General features: G+C 66.5%; 23 protein-coding genes. 13 read left to right on the forward strand and 10 right to left on the reverse strand.

What is annotated here, in order from left to right; all coding sequences use genetic code 11:
- Positions 1 to 114: 114 nt before the first annotated feature.
- Together ACRSCF_RS15200 and ACRSCF_RS15205 are read right to left on the reverse strand one after the other, a co-directional pair.
- Entirely contained in the window at positions 115 to 1,239 is a 1,125-nt protein-coding gene (locus ACRSCF_RS15200) for a serine hydrolase domain-containing protein (protein WP_034367391.1), read from the reverse strand.
- Positions 1,240 to 1,278: 39 nt separating this feature from the next.
- Positions 1,279 to 1,986, reverse strand: coding sequence for a retropepsin-like aspartic protease family protein (locus tag ACRSCF_RS15205; RefSeq protein ID WP_074922219.1), 708 nt, complete (start codon positions 1,984 to 1,986; stop codon positions 1,279 to 1,281).
- Between the two features lie 17 nt (positions 1,987 to 2,003).
- Between ACRSCF_RS15205 and ACRSCF_RS15210 the strand changes: the two genes are divergently transcribed.
- A complete protein-coding gene (locus ACRSCF_RS15210; RefSeq protein WP_016445973.1) occupies positions 2,004 to 2,771 on the forward strand; it encodes a DsbA family protein in 768 nt (255 codons plus the stop codon).
- A 66-nt stretch (positions 2,772 to 2,837) separates the two neighbouring features.
- On the opposite strand, the gene icd is transcribed toward ACRSCF_RS15210, so the two are convergent.
- Positions 2,838 to 4,100 (reverse strand): NADP-dependent isocitrate dehydrogenase, encoded by a 1,263-nt coding sequence (icd, locus tag ACRSCF_RS15215; protein ID WP_012205489.1) that lies wholly within the window; start codon positions 4,098 to 4,100, stop codon positions 2,838 to 2,840.
- 209 nt (positions 4,101 to 4,309) lie between these two features.
- Between icd and ACRSCF_RS15220 the strand changes: the two genes are divergently transcribed.
- The 7 genes from ACRSCF_RS15220 (at position 4,310) to ACRSCF_RS15250 (ending at position 10,733) form a co-directional block, all read left to right on the forward strand.
- The gene (locus tag ACRSCF_RS15220; RefSeq protein ID WP_016445972.1) at positions 4,310 to 4,531 is read left to right on the forward strand and encodes a hypothetical protein; all 222 of its coding nucleotides are present in this window, start codon (positions 4,310 to 4,312) and stop codon (positions 4,529 to 4,531) included.
- A gap of 215 nt (positions 4,532 to 4,746) precedes the next feature.
- Positions 4,747 to 5,196, forward strand: coding sequence for a DUF192 domain-containing protein (locus ACRSCF_RS15225; RefSeq protein WP_126312310.1), 450 nt, complete (start codon positions 4,747 to 4,749; stop codon positions 5,194 to 5,196).
- Positions 5,197 to 5,205: 9 nt separating this feature from the next.
- The gene (locus ACRSCF_RS15230; protein ID WP_013802509.1) at positions 5,206 to 5,577 is read left to right on the forward strand and encodes a DUF2946 family protein; all 372 of its coding nucleotides are present in this window, start codon (positions 5,206 to 5,208) and stop codon (positions 5,575 to 5,577) included.
- Positions 5,578 to 5,675: 98 nt separating this feature from the next.
- On the forward strand, positions 5,676 to 7,889 hold the full coding sequence (locus ACRSCF_RS15235) for a TonB-dependent receptor (protein WP_034367388.1): 2,214 nt from the start codon (positions 5,676 to 5,678) through the stop codon (positions 7,887 to 7,889).
- Positions 7,890 to 7,903: 14 nt separating this feature from the next.
- The gene (locus ACRSCF_RS15240) at positions 7,904 to 9,436 is read left to right on the forward strand and encodes a PepSY domain-containing protein (RefSeq protein WP_244451675.1); all 1,533 of its coding nucleotides are present in this window, start codon (positions 7,904 to 7,906) and stop codon (positions 9,434 to 9,436) included.
- Between the two features lie 23 nt (positions 9,437 to 9,459).
- The gene (locus ACRSCF_RS15245) at positions 9,460 to 9,951 is read left to right on the forward strand and encodes a MarR family winged helix-turn-helix transcriptional regulator (RefSeq protein ID WP_034367385.1); all 492 of its coding nucleotides are present in this window, start codon (positions 9,460 to 9,462) and stop codon (positions 9,949 to 9,951) included.
- The gene (locus ACRSCF_RS15250; RefSeq protein WP_017405060.1) at positions 9,948 to 10,733 is read left to right on the forward strand and encodes a DNA alkylation repair protein; all 786 of its coding nucleotides are present in this window, start codon (positions 9,948 to 9,950) and stop codon (positions 10,731 to 10,733) included. Before ACRSCF_RS15245 ends, ACRSCF_RS15250 begins: the two co-directional genes overlap by 4 nt.
- Here the strand turns inward: ACRSCF_RS15250 and fur are convergent.
- The 6 genes from fur to ACRSCF_RS15280 form a co-directional block, all read right to left on the reverse strand.
- Complete coding sequence (fur, locus tag ACRSCF_RS15255; protein ID WP_016454632.1) at positions 10,720 to 11,169, reverse strand: ferric iron uptake transcriptional regulator; 450 nt, start codon at positions 11,167 to 11,169, stop codon at positions 10,720 to 10,722. The two genes, ACRSCF_RS15250 and fur, sit on opposite strands and share 14 nt — an antisense overlap.
- A gap of 17 nt (positions 11,170 to 11,186) precedes the next feature.
- Entirely contained in the window at positions 11,187 to 11,747 is a 561-nt protein-coding gene (locus ACRSCF_RS15260) for a hypothetical protein (RefSeq protein WP_016445965.1), read from the reverse strand.
- Positions 11,744 to 11,893: a type B 50S ribosomal protein L36 gene (gene ykgO, locus ACRSCF_RS15265; RefSeq protein WP_013802515.1), complete on the reverse strand. Its 150-nt coding sequence runs from the start codon at positions 11,891 to 11,893 to the stop codon at positions 11,744 to 11,746. The genes ACRSCF_RS15260 and ykgO overlap by 4 nt, the downstream gene beginning before the upstream one ends.
- Before the next feature lie 44 nt (positions 11,894 to 11,937).
- Positions 11,938 to 12,828, reverse strand: a complete 891-nt coding sequence (gene folE2, locus ACRSCF_RS15270) for a GTP cyclohydrolase FolE2 (protein WP_016445964.1) — start codon at positions 12,826 to 12,828, stop codon at positions 11,938 to 11,940.
- Positions 12,829 to 12,923: 95 nt separating this feature from the next.
- The gene (zigA, locus tag ACRSCF_RS15275; protein WP_026062298.1) at positions 12,924 to 14,144 is read right to left on the reverse strand and encodes a zinc metallochaperone GTPase ZigA; all 1,221 of its coding nucleotides are present in this window, start codon (positions 14,142 to 14,144) and stop codon (positions 12,924 to 12,926) included.
- Positions 14,145 to 14,210: 66 nt separating this feature from the next.
- On the reverse strand, positions 14,211 to 14,654 hold the full coding sequence (locus ACRSCF_RS15280; RefSeq protein WP_126312237.1) for a Fur family transcriptional regulator: 444 nt from the start codon (positions 14,652 to 14,654) through the stop codon (positions 14,211 to 14,213).
- 315 nt (positions 14,655 to 14,969) lie between these two features.
- Between ACRSCF_RS15280 and ACRSCF_RS15285 the strand changes: the two genes are divergently transcribed.
- Together ACRSCF_RS15285 and ACRSCF_RS15290 are read left to right on the forward strand one after the other, a co-directional pair.
- Entirely contained in the window at positions 14,970 to 15,179 is a 210-nt protein-coding gene (locus ACRSCF_RS15285) for a hypothetical protein (RefSeq protein ID WP_016445961.1), read from the forward strand.
- Positions 15,180 to 15,291: 112 nt separating this feature from the next.
- Positions 15,292 to 15,639 (forward strand): RNA recognition motif domain-containing protein, encoded by a 348-nt coding sequence (locus ACRSCF_RS15290; RefSeq protein ID WP_016445960.1) that lies wholly within the window; start codon positions 15,292 to 15,294, stop codon positions 15,637 to 15,639.
- A gap of 155 nt (positions 15,640 to 15,794) precedes the next feature.
- On the opposite strand, the gene ACRSCF_RS15295 is transcribed toward ACRSCF_RS15290, so the two are convergent.
- On the reverse strand, positions 15,795 to 18,029 hold the full coding sequence (locus ACRSCF_RS15295; protein WP_016454629.1) for an NADP-dependent isocitrate dehydrogenase: 2,235 nt from the start codon (positions 18,027 to 18,029) through the stop codon (positions 15,795 to 15,797).
- A 416-nt stretch (positions 18,030 to 18,445) separates the two neighbouring features.
- Here ACRSCF_RS15295 and ACRSCF_RS15300 point away from each other — a divergent pair, with 416 nt between their 5' ends.
- The 3 genes from ACRSCF_RS15300 to ACRSCF_RS15310 all read left to right on the forward strand — a co-directional run bounded on the left by ACRSCF_RS15300 (position 18,446) and on the right by ACRSCF_RS15310 (position 22,752).
- A complete protein-coding gene (locus ACRSCF_RS15300; protein WP_409354021.1) occupies positions 18,446 to 19,633 on the forward strand; it encodes an IS481 family transposase in 1,188 nt (395 codons plus the stop codon).
- Between the two features lie 364 nt (positions 19,634 to 19,997).
- Complete coding sequence (locus ACRSCF_RS15305; RefSeq protein ID WP_016454628.1) at positions 19,998 to 21,407, forward strand: GntP family permease; 1,410 nt, start codon at positions 19,998 to 20,000, stop codon at positions 21,405 to 21,407.
- Between the two features lie 307 nt (positions 21,408 to 21,714).
- Positions 21,715 to 22,752 (forward strand): aliphatic amidase, encoded by a 1,038-nt coding sequence (locus tag ACRSCF_RS15310; RefSeq protein ID WP_012205469.1) that lies wholly within the window; start codon positions 21,715 to 21,717, stop codon positions 22,750 to 22,752.
- Positions 22,753 to 22,765 lie beyond the last annotated feature (13 nt).

The raw sequence follows: 22,765 nt of genomic DNA on the forward strand, positions 1-22,765 counted from the left end.
ACCGGCCCGCCCCGCTTCGCGCCCTGCTTGCGCGAGCCGGGCATGCGGCCGACCTTGGAAGCGGGGATTCTCGCACGCCGGCCGTGCCCGCGCACGGCTGTCAGGGCAAGGCAGTCAACGCAAGGCAGCGGCGACCAGGCCCTGCACGGCCGCCACGCGCTGCACCTGCTGGGGGCTGTCGTAGTTGCCCATGAAGACGGCATACACCAGCGAATGCTGGGGCACGACCACCAGCCGCTGCCCGCCCAGGCCGATGGCCATGTAGTACGCCAGGCCGGCGCGGGTCTGCCCCACGTACCAGTGGTGGCCGTAGCGCAGGCCGGGCCAGGCGTCCACGCGCGGCTGCATGGATTGCACAATCCAATGCCGGGCCACCAGCGCCCGGCCTTGCCATTCGCCCTGCTGCAGCACCAGTTGGCCGATGCGGGCCAGGTCCCGCGCCCGCAGGCGCAGGCCGGAGGCGGCGGCCGCCTCGCCGTTGGTGCCAGGCGTCCACTCGGCCTTGTCGATGCCCAGCGGAGCAAACAGCTTGTGCCGCGCATAGTCCAGCAGCGGCATGCCGCTGCCCTGCGCGATCAGATGGCCCAGCAGTGCCGTCGCCCCGCCGCTGTAGCACCAGCGTTCGCCGGGCGGGGCGACGACGGGCTGCTCCAGCACGTAGCGGTAGCGGTCGCTGCTGCGCTCCATGGCGATTTCGCTGTTGCGCGGGTCGGAATACGGAAGGTCCTCGTCCCATTGCAGGCCCATGGTCATGCCCAGGGCATGGGAGATGAGGATGGCGCGCCGGCGCCCATCGGCCGCCAGATCGCCGTAGGCGGGAAAAGCCTGGACAAGGGGCGTGTCCAGCGCGGGCACCTTGCCCTCGGCCAAGGCCATGCCGTACAGCAGGCCGACGATGCTCTTGCTGACCGAGCGCACATCGTGCAGGGAGTCGGCGTTGAAGGCCACCTTGCCCAGCGGCTCGCCCCAGCGTTCGTCCTCACCCTCGAAATAGCGCTCCAGCGCCAGCCGGCCGTGGCGCATCACGACGACGGCGTGCAGGTTCGCCAGTTCTCCGCTCTGCACGCCCTGGTCCAGGCGTTCGCCCAGGTCCTCGGCCAGGCCGGTGCCAGTGCCGGTGCCGGTGGAAAAGGCACCGCCCTGCCCCACGCTGGCGCAGGCCGTGCAGCCCAGCGCCGCCAGGCCTGCGCCCGTCTGCAGCCATCTGCGCCTGTCGGTGCGAAAGCCGTTGTTTGTCATGTCCCTCTCCCTTACTTACTTAGTTAGTTAGTTGGTTGCTTACTGCTTGGGCGAAGACCCGCTGCCGCGCGGATGGATCAGCATGCGGTCGCCGCGTATTTCCACATCGAACTGGCGCAGGAAGTTCTGGCCCAGCAGCGCATCCCTGTCCGTGCTGCCCGTATAGCCCGTACCCACGCGCAGGCCGCTGACCACCAGGGAGGCCACGCGCACCTGATCGGCCACCACCATGCGGCCGTCGCGCTCGCCATTGGCGGTGCGAAAGCGAACCGGCTCGCCGCCGTCCAGGCCTGCGCGCTCGGCCAGCGGCTCGGTCACGCCGACCATGCTGGCGCCCGTGTCCACCAGGAACAGCACGGGCTGCCCGTTGACGGCCCCTTCCACGCGGAAATGCCCGTCGCGGTCACGCGCAATGGCCACCGTGCCATCGGCCTGGACCTTGACGCCGGCCGGCTTCAGGTACATCTGCATGGCCCAGTACAGCACGCCCATGACCAGGAGCCAGAACAGCAGAAAACCCAGCATGCCGCGCCGGGCGACGGACTGGACACTGGGCTCGGCGGCCGGTGCAGAGGAAGCGGACGGGTCGGACGGATCGGACGGAGGCGGCGTGGACTTGAGGCGCATGGCAATGCAGACGGGATCGACGATGGCAGCACGGTGGCTGCACGGCGGCAGTCGCCCATTCTGCCTGCGGCCCTGCCCCGTCACGGGCAAGCCAATAGCCGCTACAGTGGGCGCCTTCATCACAGCCCGCTCCTGCCATGACCACGACCGCGCAGCCGCCCTTTGTCCTTCACTACATCTTTGACCCGCTGTGCGGCTGGTGCTATGCCGCCGCGCCCCTGGTCAAGGCCGCGCGCAGCGTGCCCGGCGTCACGCTGCAATGGCATGGCGGCGGCATGCTCACGGGCGCCCACACCCGCACCATCACGGCCGACTGGCGCGGCCATGTGATGCCGCACGACCAGCGCATTGCCGAGATGACGGGCCAGCCGTTCGGCCCTGCCTACTTCGACGGCCTGCTCAACGACCTGGGCGCCGTGCTGGACTCCGAGCCGCCCACCACGGCCCTGCTGGCCGCGGAGGAACTGGCGGGCCGGGGCCTGGACATGCTGGCGCGCCAGCAGCAGGCCCACTACGTGGAAGGCCGCCGCATCAGCGACCCCGCCGTGCTGCAGGAACTGGCCCGTGACCTGGGACTGGACGGCGAGGCCTTTGCCCAGGCCTTCCAGCGCTTGTCCGGCGCTGCCACCCAGGCGCATATCACCCAGGCGCGCGAATGGCTGAACCTGGCACAGGGCCAGGGTTTCCCGACCTTCGCGCTGGAGTTCGACCACCCCGAGGCCGAGCAGCCGGGCCAGCGCGCCATCCAGCGCATCGACATCGGTCCCTGGCTGGGAGATGCACAGGGCTGGGCAACGCAGCTGGGCGAGTGGGTGCAGCAGGTGGCGGCCATCACCGCCGGCGAGCAGACCGCGCCCCAAGGCGAGGACTGCGGGCCCGATGGCTGTGCGCTACCCAAGAGCTGACCCGTCAACGCCCGTCAAAGAAAAACCGCGCCCTGGCGCGGTTTTTTCATGGAGCGCGGGCGCCCGTCAATCCATCTTGGAGATCATCACCTCACCAAAGCCGGAGCATGACACCTGGGTGGCGCCGTCCATCAGGCGGGCGAAGTCGTAGGTCACCTGCTTGCTCTGGATGGCCTTTTCCAGCGCGCTGATGACCAGATCGGCCGCCTCGCGCCAGCCCATGTGGCGCAGCATCATCTCGGCCGAGAGGATTTCGGAGCCCGGGTTCACATAGTCCTTGCCCGCGTACTTGGGGGCCGTGCCGTGCGTGGCCTCGAAGCAGGCCACGGAGTCGGACATGTTGGCGCCGGGCGCAATGCCGATGCCGCCGACCTGGGCCGCCAGCGCGTCCGAGATGTAGTCGCCGTTGAGGTTGAGCGTGGCCACCACCGAGTACTCGGCCGGGCGCAGCAGGATCTGCTGCAGGAAGGCGTCGGCAATCGAGTCCTTGATGACGATGTCGCGGCCCGTGCGCGGGTTCTTGAACTTGAGCCAGGGTCCGCCGTCGATGGGCTGGGCGCCGAACTCGCGCGCGGCCAGCGCGTAGCCCCAGTCGCGGAAGCCCCCTTCGGTGAACTTCATGATGTTGCCCTTGTGGACCAGGGTCACGCTGGGCTTGTCATTGTCGATGGCGTACTGGATGGCCTTGCGCACCAGGCGCTCCGTGCCCTCGATGGACACGGGCTTGACGCCGATGCCCGAGGTCTCGGGGAAGCGGATCTTCTTGACGCCCATTTCCTTGACCAGGAAGTCGATGAGCTTCTTGGCGTTGTCGCTGCGGGCCTCGTACTCGATGCCAGCATAGATGTCCTCGGAGTTCTCGCGGAAGATGACCATGTTGGTCTTCTCGGGCTCCTTCAACGGCGAAGGCACGCCCTTGAAATACTGCACGGGGCGCAGGCAGACGTAGAGGTCCAGCTCCTGGCGCAGCGCCACGTTCAGCGAGCGGATGCCGCCGCCCACGGGCGTGGTCAGCGGGCCCTTGATGGAGACCACGTACTCGCGCAGGGCCTGCATGGTTTCCTCGGGCAGCCAGACATCGGGGCCGTAGATGCGCGTGGATTTCTCGCCCGCGAAGACCTCCATCCACTGGATCTTGCGCTTGCCGCCATAGGCCCTGGCCACGGCGGCATCCACCACCTTGATCATCACGGGCGTGATGTCCACGCCGGTGCCGTCGCCTTCGATGAAAGGAATGATGGGCTGGTCTGGCACGTTCAACGACATGTCGGCGTTGACAGTGATCTTCTGGCCCTCGGCCGGCACCTGGATGTGCTGGAAGCGGTTCATGGGGACGGGTCTCCGTTGGCTGGTGCACGAGGCAAGAGTGAATGCCCGGAATGGGCACAAATTTGGTGCAGAAAATTCTAACGACAATCGGGCCGCCTTCCTGTCAACGGCGATACAGTCAGTGCGTTGAGCATCTGCGGTGCATCAACAATTTCGCACCGCTGTCTGGTTCAACTTGGCTTCTACCGCTTTTCTAGGAAATGGCATATATGAAAAAACTCCTCGCTGTCCTGGTCGCCGGTTCGTTTGCCGCAGGCGCCTTTGCACAGGCCGCCGCAGCACCCGAAACGCCGATGTCGGCTCCCACGGCCGCTTCCGCAGCTGCTCCCGCTCACACAGCCAAGAAGGCCAAGGTCGCCAAGAGCGGCAAGCATTCCGGCAAGAAGCACGCCAAGCGTTCCACCAAGAAGGCACACAAGGCCGTGGCCTGATCCAGGCGCCGGGATGCCCGCTGGCATCCCCTCAAAAAAAGCCCGCAAGTCAGCAATGCACTGCGGGCTTTTTGCCGCCCGCCCGGCCATGATGGCCCGGCCAGGCCGATTTTTGCGTCCGGCCACGCGCCCCCTGCGACAGAATGTGCAAGATGACGAAGCCTTCGACACCCCTCCACACATCCCTTTCCCGCCGCGCGCTGCAGCGGTTGCTCATGGCCGCCTGCCTGGCCGGCGCCGCCGTATCGGCAGGCGCACAGCCCCAGGGCAGCCCCCAGATGAACCTGCGCCGCGTGGAGTTGACGGCCGGAATCCACCGCATCGACGCACAGGTGGCCGCCTCGGACCGCGAGCGCGCCATCGGCCTGATGTTCCGCCAGGAAATGCCCCAGCAGGAGGGCATGATCTTCGTCTTCGAGGTGCCCGCCGTGCAGTGCTTCTGGATGCGCAACACCCTGCTGCCGCTGACCGCCGCCTTCGTGGCCGATGACGGCACCATCGTGAACCTGGCAGACATGAAGCCCATGACCGAGGACTCGCACTGCTCGGCCAAGCCCGTGCGCTATGTGCTGGAGATGAACCAGGGCTGGTTCGCCAAGCGCGGCCTGAAGGCCGGCGTCAAGCTGGGCGGCAGCCTGTTCACGCCCGCGCCCGCCAAGCCATAATCACGGCCCATGCAAGCGCTTCGCTCCTCGTTCTGGCTCACCCGGCTGATATTGGCCTGGTTTGCCGTGACGCTGGGCGTTGCCGTGGCTTCGCCCCTGGTCCATCCCCAGGGTTTCGAGCTGGTCTGCACGGCCAGCGGCGACGTCAAGCTGGTGGCGCTGGGCGACAGCGCAGCCCCGGGCATGGGCCACCACCAGCTTGACTGCCCCATGTGCCTGCCCGCTGGCGCACCGCCGCCGGCCCTGCCGCAGATGGCCGTGCCCCACCAGCAGCCGCTGGCCCACGCGCTGCTGCCGCTGGTGGCGGCGCACATTGCCTCCGTCACACGCGCGCCGCTGCCGGCGCGCGGCCCTCCTCCGCTGACTGCCGTGTTCTCTTGAATCGCCGCCGGGCCTGCTGATGCGCGCCCGGCCCGCCTGCGCCGCATGCGCGGCGCAAGACCCGGAGTCAGTTCGTGAATTCCCTCCCCTTCCCCGCGATGGCAGCGCCGCTGCGCCTGCCTGAAACCCTTTTTCGCCCCCATCCCCTGGCCGTAGCGCTGTGCTGCGCGCTGGGCACGGCCTGGACGCCTGGCGTGCAAGCGCAAGCGCAGGCACAGGCCGATATCCCGCTGGCTCCCGTCGAGGTCTCTGACCAGGCCACGGCCGACGCCAACGGCCTGCTGCCGCTGAACAAGACCGTGGGCACGGCCAGCCGCCTGGGCCTGACGGCGCGCGAGACGCCGGCCTCGGTGCACATCGTGGACCGCGCAGCCATCGAGGCGCGTGGCGCCCAGGACACGCAGGAGATCCTGCGCTCCATTCCGGGCGTCACGGCCTACAGCCCGCCCGGCAACATCGGCATCAGCTACCGGGGCTTCGGCACGGGGTCGGTCAGCCAGCTGTTCAACGGCATCAACCTGCAGTACTCCATTGCGGCCCGGCCCGTGGACAGCTGGATTTACGACCGGGTGGAGGCCGTGGGCGGCGCCTCCGGCTTTCTCTATGGCGCAGGCGGCGTGGGCGGCACGCTGAACTACATCACCAAGCTGGCCCAGCGCGACAGCTTCACCGAAGGCCAGCTGCGCCTGGGCAGCTACGGGCTGAAGGAAGCCTCCGTCGGGCTGAACCGCCGCCTGGGCGATGCCACTGACAGCCAGGGCACCACCCATTACCTGCGCCTGGACCTCAACCACCGCGACGCCGGCAGCTGGGTGGGCGGCACGCAGTCGCGCTCCACGCAGCTGGCGACCTCGCTGCTGTCCGACCTGGGTGGCGGCCTGACGCATACCCTGGCCTACGAGGCCCAGCATGAGCGCGTGGACCGCCCCTACTGGGGCACGCCGCTGCTCAACCCGCTGCGCGGCCAGGCGCGCATTGACGAGGCGACCCTCGGCAAGAACTACAACAGCGCCGACGGCCTGTACGCCCAGCGCGTGCAGTGGCTGCGCTCCATCACCGAATGGCGGGCCAGCGACCGGCTCAAGCTGAGCAACACCTTCTACGCCTATGACGCGCTGCGCGACTACCGCAACGTGGAGACCTACCGCTTCACGCCCGACAACACCGCGGTGGTGCGCTCGGCGGCGCTGCTCCAGCGCCATGACCAGCGCATGGTGGGTGACCGCATCGAAGGCAGCTACCTGGGCGAGCTGGCCGGCCGGCGCAGCGAATGGGCTTTTGGGCTGGATGTGAGCGTGAACCGGCAGACGCGCTTTCCGAACAGCCTGTCGGGCACGGTGAGCACGGTCAATCCCTACGATTTCACGACAGAGAACTTCTACGACATTCCCGGCATGGCGCCCGGCTTCAGGCCCGACCGCGACAACAAGGTCACCACCACCGCGCTCTACCTGGAAAACCGCACGGCCCTCACTCCTGCCCTGCACTTGCTGACGGCGCTGCGCCATGAACGCATCGAGGTGGACCTGACCAACCGGCGCGATGTGACGCCCGCGCTGCCCGCCAGCTACAGCCGCAGCTATAGCCCGACGACCGGGCGCGTGGGCCTGGTCTGGGATGCCACGCCCGAGGCCAATCTCTACGCACAGTTCTCCACGGCGGCCGATCCGCCGTCGGGCATGCTGATGGGCGCCTCGTTTGCCGATGCCATCAACAACACCGGGCTGACCACGGGCCGCCAGGTGGAGGCGGGCAGCAAGCTGTCGTTCTGGCAGGGCAAGGGAACGGCGGCGCTGGCGGTCTATCGCATCACGCGCCGCAACATCTCCACCCAGGACCCGCAGGACAGCACGCGCACGGTGCTGGTGGGCCAGCAGTCCTCGCGCGGGGTGGAGCTGTCCATGGGCCTGGCGCCCACGCCGCGATGGTCCATCCAGGGCAACTGGAGCCATGTGGACGCGCGCTATGACAACTACCAGCAAGGCGGCGTGTCCCTGGCGGGCAAGCGACCCACGAACACGCCCGCCAGCGTGCTCAACCTCTGGACCAGCTACCGCATCACGCCGGCGCTGGAGGTCAACGCCGGGCTGCGCCGCGTGGGAGGCATCTATGCCGATGCGGCCAACACGCTGTCCTGGCCCGCCTACACCCTGCTGGACCTGGGCCTGAGCTACCGCATCGACCCGCGCATGACCGTGGTTGCACGGCTGCGCAATGCCACGGACCGCGTCTACGCCGCCAGCCTGACCAGCACCATGGCCTACCTGGGCGCGCCGCGCACGGCAGACATTTCGCTGCGCGTGGCCTTCTGAGCAGGAGACGCACCATGCGCCTTCACCTCAAACGCTGGCTGTTCCTGCTGCACCGCTGGCTGGGCATTGCCCTGTGCCTGTTCTTTGCGCTGTGGTTTGTCTCGGGCATGGTGATGATGTACGTGGGCTACCCCAAGCTCACGCAGGCCGAGCGGCTGCGCCACCTGCCGGCGCTCGATGGCAACGCCGCCCTGCTCGCGCCCGCCGAGGCGCTGCGCGCGGCCGGCATCGACGGCCCGCTCAAGGACCTGCGCCTGCATGCCGGCAGCGCCGGCCGTGCCAGCTACCTGGTCACGCCCGAGGGGCGGCGCCAGCCCGTGGCCATCGATGCGGCCAGCGGCCAGGTGTTGGGCGCCACCAGCCAGGCACAGGCCCTGGCCAGTGCCCGCGCCTTCGCGGGGGACGGCACGGGCCTGCACTACCTGGGCACGGTGGATGAGGATGCCTTCAGCCACTCGCGCGCGCTGGACATCCACCGCCCCCTGCACCGCGTGCAGATGGACGATGCCCAGGGCACGCTGCTCTACATCTCCGGCCGGACGGCCGAGGTGGTGCGCGATGCCACGCGCACCGAGCGCGGCTGGAACTACCTGGGCGCCTGGCTGCACTGGCTGTACATGTTCCGGGGCAATGCCTTTGACGGCGCCTGGGCCGACATCGTCAACGTGCTGTCGCTGGTAGGCATTGCCGTGGCCATCACCGGCACCGTGGTCGGGGTGATGCGCTGGCGGTTCAGGCAGCCCTACCGCAGCGGCCTGCGCACGCCGTACCCGGGCCGCGCCATGCGCTGGCACCATGTGGCGGGCCTGCTGTTCGCGCTGACCACGCTGGCCTGGATCTTCAGCGGCCTGATGTCCATGAACCCCTGGCGCCTGTTCGACACGGGCACGCCGCCACTGCACATGGCCCGGTGGCAGCAGGGCCCGCTGCGCCTGACCGGGGACGAAGCCACGCCGCAGTCGCTGATCGCCGCGGCGGGCGGTCCCGTGCGCGAACTGCGCTGGCTGCGCACCGCAGGCCGCACCGAGGTGCTGGCCCAGCCCGCAGCCGGCACGCCCCTGGTGCTGGACAGCGCCAGCGCCGCGCCCGCAGCCCATTCGCGCGAGGCCCTGCTGGACCGCGCGGCCGTGCTGATCGACGCACCCGTGCTGCGCAGTGAATGGCTGACCGCGCACGACCTGTACTGGTACGAGCGCGCCGAGCACACCATGATGGGCGGCCATGACAAGCCCCTGCCCGTTCTGCGCGTGGTCTTTGGCGATGCCGCGGCCAGCTGGGTGCACATCGACCCGCACACGGGCCAGGTGCTGGGCCGGCTGGACGGCATCCAGCGCCTCAAGCGCTGGCTGTTCGCCATGCTGCACAGCTGGGACTGGCTGCCGCTGCTGCAGCGCCGGCCGCTGTGGGATGCGCTGCTGCTGGCCTTCAGCCTGGGCGGCCTGCTGATGAGCGCCACGGGCGTGGTCATCGGCCTGCGCCGGCTGCGCAAAAAGCGCAGCCACGGAGCCCGGATGCCGGCAACGGCCAAGGCGGGCGCACATGGTTAGCCACCATACTGTATGCTTGCCACATGCAACTCGAACAGAAATACCAGGCCCTGCTGGCCGAGGCCGCGCGCCGCAAGCTGGACGACGTGGACAGCATGCGGCTGTGCTTCCAGACCCTGTCCCTGGCTGCGCGCATCGACCGTGACTGCGCCGCGCTGCTGGCGCCCCATGGCCTGTCCGAAGGGCGCTTCGTGCTGCTGTTCCTGCTGGAATCCGCCAGCGAAGGGCTGGCCCCCAACCACCTGGCCGAGCAGGCCGGCATCACCCGCGCCACCGTGACCGGCCTGCTGGACGGCCTGGAACGCGAGGCCCTGGCCGAGCGCCTGCCCGACCCGGCCGACCGCCGCGCGCTGCGCGTGCAGCTCACCGCCAAGGGCCGCCAGCTGGCGCGCAAGCTGTTTGCCCGGCACAGCCAATGGTTCGCCGGCCTGTTTTCCAACCTGTCGCCCGCCGAACGCGGCCAGTTGGGAAAGCTGCTGGCCAAGGCCGCCGCAGGCTTGGAGGCCAGCGCATGAAGGCGCCCGCCCCCCGGCGCAAGGGCGCCAACCGCAAGGTCGATATCACTCCCGAACTGCTGCAGGCCCTGTCCCTGGGCGAGATCGAGACCGCCACGCTGACCGAAAGCCTGGCCGTGGACCAGGCCCGGCTGCTGCAGGCCGTCTTTCCCGACGCGTGGCCGCAACTGGAGGACACGGCGCAGGCGCTGGGCCAGCTTGGCATTCTCAAGCGCATGGAGTGCATTGGCGGCCTGCTGTGGCAGGCGCTGGGCCAGGCCGGCTGGCAGCGCTGCCTCACGCACCGCTCTGACACGGTGCGCGGCTGGGCCTGCTTCATGGCCGGTGCGCAGCCGGGCCTGACCCTGAGCCAACGCCTGGAGCTGGTGCAGCCGCTGGCCGATGACCCGCATTTCGGCGTGCGCGAATGGTCGTGGATGGGCGTGCGCCCGCATCTGGCCAGCGATCTGCCGCAGGCTGTGGCCGAGTTGTCCCGGTGGACAAGGCGGCCCTCCGACCGCCTGCGCCGCTTCGCCAGCGAGGCCCTGCGGCCGCGCGGCGTCTGGTGCAGCCATATCGCGGCGCTCAAGCAGCAGCCGGAGATCGCCCTGCCCCTTTTGCAGCGGCTGCGCGCCGATGCCTCGCCCTATGTGCAGGACTCGGTGGCCAACTGGCTCAACGACGCGGCCAAGAGCCGGCCTGACTGGGTGCGCGCCCTGTGTGCGCAATGGCTCCAGGAATCGCCCGTGCCCGCCACGCGCCGCATCTGCGAGCGTGCGCAGCGCAGCCTCAAGGAGCGGTAGGTGCCTGCCGGCCCGCCAGCCGCTCGCAGTCGGGCTTGACGCAGCGCCCGTAGAGGATGTGGGAGTGCTCCACGATGGCAAAGCCATGCGAGCGCGCCAGCAGCTTCTGGCGCTGCTCGATCACCGCATCGTGGAACTCCTGCACCAGGCCGCAGCGTGTGCAGATCAGGTGGTCATGGTGCTCGCCGTCATCGAGTTCATAGACCGCCTTGCCCGCCGCAAAGCGCTGGTGCCGCAGCAGCCCGGCCTGCTCCAGCTGCGCCAGCACGCGGTAGACCGTGGCCAGGCTGGTGCCCCGGCCCTGGTCATGCAGCTGGCGATAGACCTCCTCCGCCGCCAGATGCCGCTGGTCCCCGTGGCGAAAGATGTCCAGCACCCACAGTCGCGCCAGCGTGGCCTTCAGCCCCAGGTTCTTGAGGTCAGCGGAATCGGACATGCAGCCCTCCCGGCCGGTCAGAACTCATTGTGGATGGCCTTGTAGCCGCGCACCAGTTCGTTGTTGGTGCGGACCACGTCCTCGGAGAAATCGCTGGCGTCGGCGGGCACCTGGGCCAGCGTGGACAGGTCGGTCTCCGGGCCTATGCGCGCGGTGGACGGCACATAAAAGCCTGGCGGCAGGTGGCATCCATCGACCACGGCGTTGTAGCGCACCACGCAGCCGTCATCGACCACGCAGTTGAACAGCACGCTGTTGAAGCCGATGAACACGCCATTGCCCACGGTGCAGGGTCCGTGGACGATGGCGCGATGGGCGATCGAGGTGTGCTGCCCCACGCTGACGCGCGCGCCCGACTTGGAGTGGATCACCACCCCGTCCTGGATGTTGGAGTGGGCACCGATCACGATGGGATCGATGTGGCCGTCCGCATCCATCTCGTCGGCACGGATCACCGCATAGGGGCCGATGAAGACGTTCTCCTCCACGATCACCAGTCCGCACAGGATGGCCGTGGGGTCCACGAAGGCGCTGGCATGGATGCGCGGCAGGTCGCCGCGCGGGTTCTTGCGGATCATCCCTTGCGCCTGTTCTTTGCGCCGCCCTGGCGGGCCTTGAAGCGCGGGTTGCTCTTGCAGATGACGTAGATGCGGCCGCGGCGGCGCACCACCTGGCAGTCTCGATGGCGCAGCTTGGCTTCCTTGAGGGACGAGAGCACTTGCATGGGAAACTCCTTGGGTTGTAGACAAACGGGGGCCGGCTCGCCGGTCATGCCCAGGACACGGCGTCGTGCGGATGCAGGCTCTCCATGTGGCGCACATGCACGCGCGGCTGGGCGTAGCTGCCTTCCAGCGCGGCCTGTATGCGGCGCGCCGCATCCTCGACAAACATCAGGTTGCGGCCGTTGAGCGCGGCAAAGGCCTGCTCGTCGGCGCGCTTGACGGCGGTCTGCACGGGCGTGCCCAGCGCCTGCTCCACGCGGGCGATCAGGGGCAGGATGCCCAGGTCGGGCGCATCACAGGCCAGGTCCACGCTGACCTGGGCCTCGCTGCGCTGGCTGTGTGCCGTGGCCAGCGTGCCGTGCCGGCGCAGCCAGGAAGCCACCTGGTCCGGCTCCACCAGCGGCTCGCCCGCAAAGGCCTGCAAAAATCCCTGCTCCAGCAACTGGCGCGACAGTGCCGCCGAGCAGGGGCAGGTCGAGGAATAGCCCACGCCCACCTGCAGCCGCAGCTGGAACACGCCCTGCGCCAGCGTGGCGTCCAGGCGCACGGGATAGGACTTCCAGCCCGACAGATCGTGGGTGACCAGGGCGGGCCGCTGGGTCAGCAGGTCCAGCGACAGGCGCAGCCGGGCGCTGCGGCTTTGGCAGTCCAGGTGGCTGTCGATCATGGCCTGCAGCGCATGGCGCAGCGCCAGGGCAGACAGCGCGGATTCCTCGGCCAGGCTGTCCAGTTGCCGGTACAGCCGGGACATGTGTATGCCCTTGACATGGGCCGCAGGAAGATCGACCTGCACATCGGCGCGCGCATGCAGCTCGCGCCAGTAGCCGGGCTCGGCCACGGTCACGGGCAGGTCTATGCCCTGCATGCCCACCCATTGCAGCGGGCTGAGGCTGGGCGCGGGATCGGTCAGGGAAACATCGGGAAGAGGTGCAAGCATTCGGGGCTCCAGGGGCCACGCCCGCGAGGGCGGCGCGGCAAGCGTTCAATGTCGGCTCAGGGCCGACTCAGGGCCGGCTCGGTACCGGCCGGGCATCAGTTCCATCCGGGAAAGGGGTTGTCCCACTGCGTCCAGGCCTGCGGGCCCATGGCCATTTCCGCATCGGTCAGCAGGCATTCGTCCAGGAGTGCGCGCAGCGCCTGCTCGTCCATGCCCATGCCGATCAGCACCAGTTCCTGGCGCGCGTCGCCCACGCCATCGACCCATTTGTCCAGGATGCGCTGCACGCTTTCGGGGTCGCGCGGCCAGCGCTCGGCCTCCACGGCGGCCCACCAGTGCCCGGCCGGGCCATGGCGGGCCACGGCGCCGGCCTGCGACCAGGAGCCGGCCAGCGCCGGATGGCTGGCCAGCCAGAAAAACCCCTTGGAGCGCACCACGCCCGGCCATTCGCTTTGCACCAGGCCGAAGAAGCGCCGGGGATGAAAGGGGCGGCGGGCGCGGTAGACAAAGCTGGCAACGCCATAGGCCTCGGTCTCGGGCTGGTGCGTGCCACGCAACTGCTGCAGCCAGCCCGGCGCCCTGGAGGCCTCCTCGAAATCGAACAGCCCCGTATCGAGCACGCGATCCAGCGGCAGCTGGCCGAAGGACGCGATCTCCAGCCTGGCACGCGGGTTGAGCCCGCGCAGGATGGCCATGAGCCGGCTGCAGTCCTCGTCGGTGACCAGGTCGATCTTGTTGAGCACGATCACATCGCAGAACTCCACCTGCTCGATCAGCAGATCGACCACGGTGCGGCGGTCCTCCTCGCCCAGCGATTCGCCGCGCGAGCGCAGGCTGTCACGCGAGCCATAGTCGTGCAGGAAGTTGAAGGCATCGACCACGGTCACCATGGTGTCCAGCCGCGCCACATCGCCCAGGCTGCGTCCGTCCTCGCCCGCGAAGGTGAAGGTCTCGGCCACCGGCAGCGGCTCGGAGATGCCCGTGGACTCGATGACCAGCTGGTCGAAGCGGCCCTCGCCCGCCAGCCGCGCCACCTCCACCAGCAGGTCCTCGCGCAGCGTGCAGCAGATGCAGCCGTTGCTCATCTCCACCAGTTTTTCGTCGGTGCGCGACAGGTCGGCCCCGCCATCACGCACCAGGGCCGCGTCGATGTTGACCTCGGACATGTCGTTGACGATGACGGCCACGCGCCGACCTTCGCGGTTGTGCAGGATGTGGTTGAGCAAGGTGGTCTTGCCCGCGCCCAGAAAGCCCGACAGTACGGTCACCGGCAATCGGGCATGCGGCGGCTGAACCGGCGCTACGGTATGCATCATGGAATCTCTCAAGCAGGGAAAGGGAGCACGCTGCTGGCACTGCAGCCGCGTGCGGCAGGCAGGGCCTCAGGCGTGCAGCGCAGTGCAGGCAGAGCACTTGCCATGTAGCTCGATGTTCGAATGGGCCAACGCGAACGCATGGCCGTGCGCCCAGTTGCCCAGGCAGCGGTTGAGCGCGTCGTCGACAAACTCGTCCACCTGCCCGCAGCTGTCGCAGATCGCGAAGGCCGAGAAGTCATGGCTGCCCTCATCCGGGTGCGAGCAGCACACATAGGCGTTCAACGACTCCAGGCGGTGGACCACGCCCTGCTCGGCCAGCTTGTCCAGCGCGCGGTAGACCTGCGTGGGGGCGCTCAGCCCGTGGTCACGCAGCTGGTCGAGCAGTGCATAGGCCGTGCGCGGTGCACCGGCCTGGCGCAGGGCGTCGAGCACCCGTTGCTGGTTGGCGGTCAAAGGGGTGGGCATGGTGATTTCCTGTTCCAGAAAACGGTTGGCGATGTTGCGCCACATCAGAATTGTGACGTTATAACATAACAAAACAACAGCTGTCAGGCAGGTTTTTACAATTAAAAAGAATATTAAGTTGCGTTTAAATATTCAACAGGATATAGTCAGCACCGTTGTCGAGACCCGTACCCAGTACCTGAGTCGGCAACCACATCTCCCGCGCAACGGCTTGCCAGCCGCTTCCTGCAGGATGTGTTTCGCGACCTTTGTCGCCCAGTTGGTCTGTAGAGCTGCAGCCAACCGAGTTCCTAGATGCTCACGCAGACCTTTTCAAGGCTGCGAACCTGACTGAACCACATTTCAAACACCGGCATTCCCATGGGCAAGTACGTCGTCTCGCCCTCGACACACCCGACCGACTGCGGCCGCTTCCGCGCCTCCTTCTCGGTCCATCGCTCCCAGGGCAACGGCAGCTACTGCCGCGTATTCCGTTTCGACAAGGCATTCGCCTCCAGCGAAGCGGCACGGCTGTTTGCCGTCACCCAAGGCTGGCTTCAGACCTGCATGCAGCACCCGCCTGCGTGCTGATGGCCCGCTTGCTGCGAACCCCCTATCCATTTCCTGCGGCGGATTGCACAGTCCTCCGCCTGCATTCCAACGGTGCGCCCGTTTGCGCACATCTAAGCAAAGAGGTTTTCCTATGACCACCAAAATCTACGTGGGCAATCTGCCCTACTCCGTGACCGACTCCAGCCTGGAAAGCAACTTCGCCGAATTCGGCAGCGTGGCTTCCGCCAAGGTCATGATGGACCGCGAAACCGGCCGCTCCAAAGGCTTCGGCTTTGTGGAAATGGCTTCTGCCGAAGTGGCCCAGGCCGCCATCACCGGCCTGCACGGCATGTCCGTGGACGGACGCTCGATTGTCGTGAACCTGGCACGTCCTCGCGAAGAAGGCCGCAGCTCGGGTGGCTACAGCCCGCAAGGCTATGCAGGCAAGCGTGCCGACGTCGGCTATGGCAATGGCGGCCACGGCGGCGGTCGCTACTGATAGCGTCCAATTCCAAGAAAACCGGCTCTTTGGGCCGGTTTTTTTTCGCCTGCGGTTTTCCGCCGATGTCGGCATGAAAAAACCGGCCGCCCTTGCGGGCCGGCCGGTCATGCTTCAAGTCTGCCGGGGTCTGGCCCCGGCAAAGGCGAAGTGGCTTACCGCAGCGCGTCGATGGCGGCGTTGAAGGTGGCGCTGGGGCGCATCACGGCGTCCATCTTGGCCACGTCGGGCTGGTAGTAGCCACCGATGTCCACGGCCTTGCCCTGCACGGCGCGCAGCTCTTCGATGATCTTGGACTCGTTGTCCGCCAGCTGCTTGGCCAGGGGAGCGAACTTGGCGGCCAGCTCGGCGTTCTCGGTCTGGGCAGCCAGGGCCTGCGCCCAGTACAGGGCGATGTAGAACTGGCTGCCGCGGTTGTCCAGCTCGCCGGTGCGGCGCGAAGGCGACTTGTCCTCGTCCAGCAGCCTGCCGGTGGCTTCGTCCAGGGTCTTGGCCAGCAGCTTGGCGCTGTCGTTGCCGTTCTTGATGCCCAGGTCTTCCAGCGACACGGCCAGTGCCAGGAACTCGCCCAGCGAATCCCAGCGCAGGTGGTTTTCTTCCACCAGCTGCTGCACGTGCTTGGGAGCGGAGCCGCCGGCACCGGTTTCGTACATGCCGCCACCGGCCATCAGCGGCACGATGGACAGCATCTTGGCGGAGGTGCCCAGTTCCATGATGGGGAACAGGTCGGTCAGGTAGTCGCGCAGGATGTTGCCGGTCACCGAGATGGTGTCCAGGCCGCGGGCCACGCGCTCCAGCGTGTAGCGCATGGCGCGGACCTGCGACAGGATGTGGATTTCCAGGCCCGTGGTGTCGTAGTCCTTGAGGTAGGTGTTGACCTTCTTGATCAGCTCGGCCTCGTGCGGACGGTAGGGGTCCAGCCAGAACACGGCAGGCATGCCGGAGTTGCGTGCACGCGTGACGGCCAGCTTGACCCAGTCGCGGATGGGCGCATCCTTGACCTGGCACATGCGCCAGATGTCGCCCTGCTCCACGTTCTGGCTCATCAGCACTTCACCGGTGGCCAGGTCGACGATGTTGGCAACGCCGTCTTCCTCGATCTCGAAGGTCTTGTCGTGCGAGCCGTACTCTTCGGCCTTTTGCGCCATCAGACCCACGTTGGGCACGGTGCCCATCGTCTTGGGGTCGAAGTTGCCGTGCCACTTGCAGAAGTTGATCATCTCCTGGTAGATGCGGGCAAAGGTGGACTCGGGCATCACGGCCTTGCAGTCGTAGGGCTTGCCGTCGGCGCCCCACATCTTGCCGCCCTGGCGGATCATGGCGGGCATGGACGCATCGACGATCACGTCGTTGGGCGAGTGGAAATTGGTGATGCCCTTGGCGGAGTCCACCATGGCCAGCGCGGGACGGTGTTCCTGGCAGGCGTGCAGGTCACGGATGATCTCTTCGCGCAGCGAGGCGGGCAGCGTCTCGATCTTCTCGTACAGCGTGGACATGCCGTTGTTGACATTGACGCCCAGCTCGTCGAACAGCTTGCCGTGCTTCTCGAAGGCTTCCTTGTAGTAGATCTTCACGCAGTGGCCGAACACGATGGGGTGCGAGACCTTCATCATCGTGGCCTTGACGTGCAGCGAGAACAGGATGCCGGCGTCGCGGCAGTCGTCCAGTTCCTTTTCGTAGAAGTCGCACAGCGCCTTCTTGCTCATGAACATGGAGTCGATGATCTCGCCGGCCTGCAGCGCGACCTTGGGCTTGAGCACCACGGTCTTGCCGCTCTTGGTGGTCAGCTCCATCTTGACGTCGCGGGCCTTGTCCAGGGTCATGGACTTTTCGCCGTGGTAGAAGTCGCCGTGCTCCATGTGCGAGACATGGGTTTGCGACCACTGCTTCCACTCGCCCATGGAGTGCGGGTGCTTCTTGGCGTAGTTCTTGACGGCGGCGGGAGCGCGGCGGTCGGAGTTGCCTTCACGCAGCACGGGGTTCACGGCCGAGCCCAGGCACTTGCCGTAGCGCGCCTTGATGTCCTTTTCCTGGTCGTTGGACGGGTTCTCGGGGTAGTCGGGCAGTGCGTAGCCCTTGCCCTGCAGCTCCTTGATGGCAGCCGTCAGCTGGGCCACGGAGGCGCTGATGTTGGGCAGCTTGATGATGTTGACATCGGGCTCCAGCGTCTTCTTGCCGAGCTCGGACAGGGTGTGGGCCACGCGCTGGTCTTCGGCCAGGAATTCGGAGAACTCACCCAGGATGCGGTGGGCCACGGAGATGTCGGCGGTCTCGACATTCACGCCGGCGGGTGCTGCAAAGGCGCGCACCACAGGCAGGAAGGCACTGGTGGCCAGGCGCGGGGCCTCATCGGTCAGGGTGTAGATGATGGTGGGTTGCTGCGTGCTCATCTCTTGTCTCAGGTAGTGAAAAAGGTAGGGGTCGCGCCGCAGGCCGTCGAACCGGGCATTCGCTAGGGGAAACGGGCCGGTGCAGCCTGACGCTGTAGGACCGTCACGCAATGCCCCGTCGCGCCAGCATGCTGCCCCGGCGTTTTCTGCAATGCGATCCCACAATACAAAATTCTAAGCGGAACCTGCCGGATTTTTTAAGTCTTGTAGAAGACTTAGGGTTTTACAGCGGCATTCAGGCCCTGTTTTCACAGGGAAACGGCTTGGAGCCCCTGCGTTTTCTGCCATGCAAAAAATGCTGTGGCGTGACGGACACGGGTACGACTCACACTCATAGGTGACACATCAGTACAAGGACATGGGTAACAGATCCAAGCTTGGCAGCTGGAGCCAACAGCAGCCAAGGAGCGATCACCATGCCCTGGAAGGAGTGCGCACCCATGGACGAGAAACTGCTCTTCATAGCCGACCATCTGCGCAGTGGCGTGCCGCTGAGCGAGCTGTGCAGGCGCTACGGCATCAGCCGCAAGACGGCCTACAAGTGGGTTGAGCGATACCGCCAACTGGGCATGGATGGATTGCAAGAGCGCAGTCGCAGGCCCCACGGGAACAATCAGGCGATCAGCTATGCACAGCGCCGGGCCATCATTGAGCTGCGCACGCAGCAAAGGTCACAGATGGGGCCCAAGAAGCTGCACGCTTTGCTCCTGCAGCGTTGGGGCCCACAGGAGACACCCAGCAAAACCACCATCTACAACGTGCTGAAGGCTGAGGGGCTTGTTTGCAGCAGGCGTGTACGCAGACGCTCGGTGCCTACGGCCCAGCCCTTGCGAACGAGCAAGCAGCCCAATGGGGTGTGGAGTGCAGACTACAAAGGCCAGTTCAAGACAGCCGATGGTCACTGGTGCTATCCATTGACCATCATGGACCACGCCAGCCGCTATTTGCTGGCCGTGCATGTCTACGACAGCCCCAACTACGAGGATGCCAAACGCAGCTTTGAACAGGTGTTTCGGCAATACGGACTGCCCGAGCGCATACGCAGTGACAACGGTCCGCCGTTCGCGACTACTGGCGTGGCGGGCCTGTCACGCCTGGCGATATGGTGGATAAGGCTGGGCATCAGGCCGGAGCGCATCGAGAGGGGCAAGCCACAGCAAAACGGTCGCCACGAGCGGATGCATCGCACGCTCAAGCATGCCCTGGGCAAAGAGCCTGCGGCGGACAAAGCGGCATTGCAGATGCAGCTCGATGCCTTTGTGGAGCACTACAACCAGCAGCGCCCGCATGAGGCCTTGCAGCAAAGCATGCCGGCCCAGCATTACAGCGACTCGGCCAGGCCATACCCCTCAAAGCTACCGGAGCTGCAGTACCCGAAGCATTGGGAAAAAGTTCGAGTCAGCCACAACGGCCTGATCTACTGGCGAGCGCTGCGGGTCTACATAGGCTACCTGCTGGCGGGGCAGTGGATCGGGATGCAGGAGGTGGCCGCTGGCCAGTGGGATGTGTATCTGGGGCCGGTGCGACTGGGCTGCTTCAACGAAGAGGATGTGCGAGGACCCCAGAAGGACTATGTGAGCTTGAAGTGTTACCCATGTCTGTGAGCTGAGTTGTTACCCATGTCCTTGACACGTACACACGCAAGCATGGCAGAGCACCGGGCCACACCCAGAGCCGATACATCCACAACGATTCATCATGCGCGAAGCGGCGGGCAAACACCCCCGGCGAAAACCCCGTGATCAGGCGCTGATCAAGCGCTGTTCACGGCACACACAGGCCGGGTCGGAAACGCCCCCGGCCAGCACCGGCGTCTGGGGCAGCAATCGCACGCCAATGCCCGGGAACACGGGTAAACGTGGCGACATATTGCGCCAAGTCATCTACAAAGCACGCCAATTACGCCAAATTGTCATCCATCCGCCTTTATTCTGTCTTTTTGACTAGAACTACTGGACTGGAGACGATTTGAGTACCCTGGCAATCGTGATTTCACTGGCGGGACTGATGTTCCTGGCCTATCGAGGCATCTCCGTGCTGCTGCTGGCACCCCTGATGGCTGCCGTGGCCGTGCTGCTGTCCGGCGACCTGGGCCACATGCTGCCGCTGTACACCAGCACCTTCATGGGCGCCCTGGGCAACTACATGCTGCAGTTCTTCCCCGTGTTCCTGCTGGGCGCGCTGTTCGGCCAGTTGATGGCGGACTCGGGCGCGGCCACCGCGATATCGCACTGGATCATGCGCGTGCTGGGCGAGAAGCACGCCATCCTCACGGTGGTTCTGGCCTGCGCCGTGCTCACCTATGGCGGCGTGTCGCTGTTCGTGGTGGCCTTTGCCATCTATCCGATTGCCAAGTCGCTGTTCCGCGCGGCCCATGTGCCCAAGCGGCTGATACCGCCCACCATCGCGCTGGGCTCGTTCACCTTCACCATGACGGCGCTGCCGGGCACGCCGTCCATCCAGAACGCCATTCCCATTCCCTACTACGGCACGAACGTGTTCGCGGCGCCGGGCCTGGGCATCATCGGCGGCATGACCATGCTGGCCCTGGGCCTGTGGTGGCTGCAGTCGCGCGCGGCCAAGGCGCGCGTGGCCGGCGAAGGCTACGGCGACCATGACGATGCCGTCGAGCAGGGCCTGCATGACGAAAGCGACCCCGCCCTGCACAGCCGCCGGGACCTGCCGCTGCTGCTGGCCCTGCTGCCGCTGGTGCTGGTGATCGCGGTCAACGCGCTGCTGACCTACGGCGTGTTCCCGCAAATGGATTTCGGCTTCCTCAAGGACCGTTTTCCTGCCGTGAACCCGGCCAAGCAGACGGGCCTGTGGGCGCTGATCCTGTCCCTGGCCGTGGCCTGCGCCGCACTGGTGCTGCTGGGCCTGGGCCGCTGGCGCAATCTCAAGGAGTCGGTGAACAAGGGCGTGCTGGGCTCCATGCTGCCCATCTTCAACACCGCCTCGGAAGTGGGCTACGGCGCCGTCATCGCGAGCCTGGCCGGCTTTGCCATCATCCGCGAGGCCGTGCTCAACGTGGCGCCCCACAACCCGCTGATCTCCGAGGCCGTGGCCATGAACGTGCTGGCAGGCATCACGGGGTCGTCGTCGGGCGGCCTGTCGATTGCACTGTCCACGCTGGGCAAGGACTACCTGGCCATGGCCGCCCAGCTGGGCATCAGCCCCGAGCTGCTGCACCGCGTGGCCGTGATGGCGGCCGGCTGCTTCGACACCCTGCCGCACAGCGGCGCCATCATCACGCTGCTGTCCATCTGCGGCCTCACGCACCGCCAGTCGTACGGCAACATCGCCATCATGACCATAGGCGCGCCCCTGCTGGCCCTGGTGCTGGTGATCACGCTCGGCACCATGTTCGGGTCCTTCTGAGGGACCAGGGCGCAGAGCGCGCGCGGGAAATACCACGGCATCGCGCCCGCCACAACCGGCATATGACGTATATGCGCGGGGCGGGTGCATGGCAACAATGCATGCACGGCGATAAGGCATCGCCCCGCTTCATTCCCGCATCACCGACAAGACGACATCCGCTGCCAAAGCTGCCAGCGCCGATGTCGGGCAACAAGGCCCGAGCCGCTCCCTGACCTGGAGCGGTTCGGGCCTTTTTTTGTTGGCCGGGAATCGAAGGGGCAGCGATGCCGCACGCCGCCCCCTCAACCCCTTCAGGAGCAGCAGCATGAGACACGGAGATATTTCCAGCAGCAACGATTGCGTCGGCGTGGCAGTGGTCAACTACAAGATGCCGCGCCTGCACACCAAGGCCGAGGTGCTGGACAACTGCCGCAAGATCGCGGACATGCTGGTAGGCATGAAGCGCGGCCTGCCGGGCATGGACCTGGTGATCTTTCCCGAGTACTCCACGCACGGCATCATGTACGACGCCAAGGAGATGTACGACACGGCCAGCGCCATCCCGGGCGAAGAGACAGAAATCTTCGCCGACGCCTGCCGCAGGGCCAATGTCTGGGGCGTGTTCTCGCTGACCGGCGAGCGCCATGAGGAGCACCCCAACAAGGCGCCCTACAACACCCTGATCCTCATGAACAACCAGGGCGAGATCGTGCAGAAGTACCGCAAGATCATGCCCTGGGTGCCCATCGAGGGCTGGTACCCGGGCGACTGCACCTATGTGAGCGAAGGCCCCAAGGGCCTGAAGATCAGCCTCATCATCTGCGACGACGGCAACTACCCCGAGATCTGGCGCGACTGCGCCATGCGCGGCGCCGAGCTCGTCGTGCGCTGCCAGGGCTACATGTACCCGGCCAAGGAGCAGCAGATCATGGTCTCCAAGGCCATGGCCTTCATGAACAACTGCTACGTGGCCGTGGCCAATGCGGCGGGATTCGACGGCGTGTACTCGTACTTCGGGCACTCGGCCATCATCGGCTTCGACGGCCGCACCCTGGGCGAGACCGGCGAGGAGGAAATGGGCATCCAGTACGCCGAGTTGTCCAAGCACCTGATCCGCGATGCGCGCAAGAACGGCCAGTCTCAGAACCACCTGTTCAAGCTGGTGCACCGGGGCTACACCGGTACCATCAACTCCGGCGACGGGGACAAGGGCGTGGCCGCCTGCCCCTACAACTTCTACAGCCAGTGGGTCAACGATCCCGAGGGCACGCGCGAGATGGTGGAGTCCTTCACGCGCACCACCGTAGGCACGCCCGAATGCCCCATCGAAGGCATTCCGCACGAGGCGCCCAAGCACCGCTGACAGCGTCCTGCCT

This window comes from Delftia sp. 11MD (assembly GCF_050907895.1).
Taxonomy (GTDB): Bacteria; Pseudomonadota; Gammaproteobacteria; order Burkholderiales; family Burkholderiaceae_C; genus Comamonas; species Comamonas tsuruhatensis.

What these genes read in the sequence shown, in the direction of transcription:
- ACRSCF_RS15200 (WP_034367391.1), bottom strand. Translation starts at nt 1,239, where the DNA reads ATGACAAACAACGGCTTTCGCACCGACAGGCGCAGATGGCTGCAGACG.
- ACRSCF_RS15205 (WP_074922219.1), bottom strand. Translation starts at nt 1,986, where the DNA reads ATGAAGGCGCCCACTGTAGCGGCTATTGGCTTGCCCGTGACGGGGCAG.
- ACRSCF_RS15210 (WP_016445973.1), top strand. Translation starts at nt 2,004, where the DNA reads ATGACCACGACCGCGCAGCCGCCCTTTGTCCTTCACTACATCTTTGAC.
- icd (WP_012205489.1), bottom strand. Translation starts at nt 4,100, where the DNA reads ATGAACCGCTTCCAGCACATCCAGGTGCCGGCCGAGGGCCAGAAGATC.
- ACRSCF_RS15220 (WP_016445972.1), top strand. Translation starts at nt 4,310, where the DNA reads ATGAAAAAACTCCTCGCTGTCCTGGTCGCCGGTTCGTTTGCCGCAGGC.
- ACRSCF_RS15225 (WP_126312310.1), top strand. Translation starts at nt 4,747, where the DNA reads ATGGCCGCCTGCCTGGCCGGCGCCGCCGTATCGGCAGGCGCACAGCCC.
- ACRSCF_RS15230 (WP_013802509.1), top strand. Translation starts at nt 5,206, where the DNA reads ATGCAAGCGCTTCGCTCCTCGTTCTGGCTCACCCGGCTGATATTGGCC.
- ACRSCF_RS15235 (WP_034367388.1), top strand. Translation starts at nt 5,676, where the DNA reads ATGGCAGCGCCGCTGCGCCTGCCTGAAACCCTTTTTCGCCCCCATCCC.
- ACRSCF_RS15240 (WP_244451675.1), top strand. Translation starts at nt 7,904, where the DNA reads ATGCGCCTTCACCTCAAACGCTGGCTGTTCCTGCTGCACCGCTGGCTG.
- ACRSCF_RS15245 (WP_034367385.1), top strand. Translation starts at nt 9,460, where the DNA reads ATGCAACTCGAACAGAAATACCAGGCCCTGCTGGCCGAGGCCGCGCGC.
- ACRSCF_RS15250 (WP_017405060.1), top strand. Translation starts at nt 9,948, where the DNA reads ATGAAGGCGCCCGCCCCCCGGCGCAAGGGCGCCAACCGCAAGGTCGAT.
- fur (WP_016454632.1), bottom strand. Translation starts at nt 11,169, where the DNA reads ATGTCCGATTCCGCTGACCTCAAGAACCTGGGGCTGAAGGCCACGCTG.
- ACRSCF_RS15260 (WP_016445965.1), bottom strand. Translation starts at nt 11,747, where the DNA reads ATGATCCGCAAGAACCCGCGCGGCGACCTGCCGCGCATCCATGCCAGC.
- ykgO (WP_013802515.1), bottom strand. Translation starts at nt 11,893, where the DNA reads ATGCAAGTGCTCTCGTCCCTCAAGGAAGCCAAGCTGCGCCATCGAGAC.
- folE2 (WP_016445964.1), bottom strand. Translation starts at nt 12,828, where the DNA reads ATGCTTGCACCTCTTCCCGATGTTTCCCTGACCGATCCCGCGCCCAGC.
- zigA (WP_026062298.1), bottom strand. Translation starts at nt 14,144, where the DNA reads ATGATGCATACCGTAGCGCCGGTTCAGCCGCCGCATGCCCGATTGCCG.
- ACRSCF_RS15280 (WP_126312237.1), bottom strand. Translation starts at nt 14,654, where the DNA reads ATGTGGCGCAACATCGCCAACCGTTTTCTGGAACAGGAAATCACCATG.
- ACRSCF_RS15285 (WP_016445961.1), top strand. Translation starts at nt 14,970, where the DNA reads ATGGGCAAGTACGTCGTCTCGCCCTCGACACACCCGACCGACTGCGGC.
- ACRSCF_RS15290 (WP_016445960.1), top strand. Translation starts at nt 15,292, where the DNA reads ATGACCACCAAAATCTACGTGGGCAATCTGCCCTACTCCGTGACCGAC.
- ACRSCF_RS15295 (WP_016454629.1), bottom strand. Translation starts at nt 18,029, where the DNA reads ATGAGCACGCAGCAACCCACCATCATCTACACCCTGACCGATGAGGCC.
- ACRSCF_RS15300 (WP_409354021.1), top strand. Translation starts at nt 18,446, where the DNA reads ATGCCCTGGAAGGAGTGCGCACCCATGGACGAGAAACTGCTCTTCATA.
- ACRSCF_RS15310 (WP_012205469.1), top strand. Translation starts at nt 21,715, where the DNA reads ATGAGACACGGAGATATTTCCAGCAGCAACGATTGCGTCGGCGTGGCA.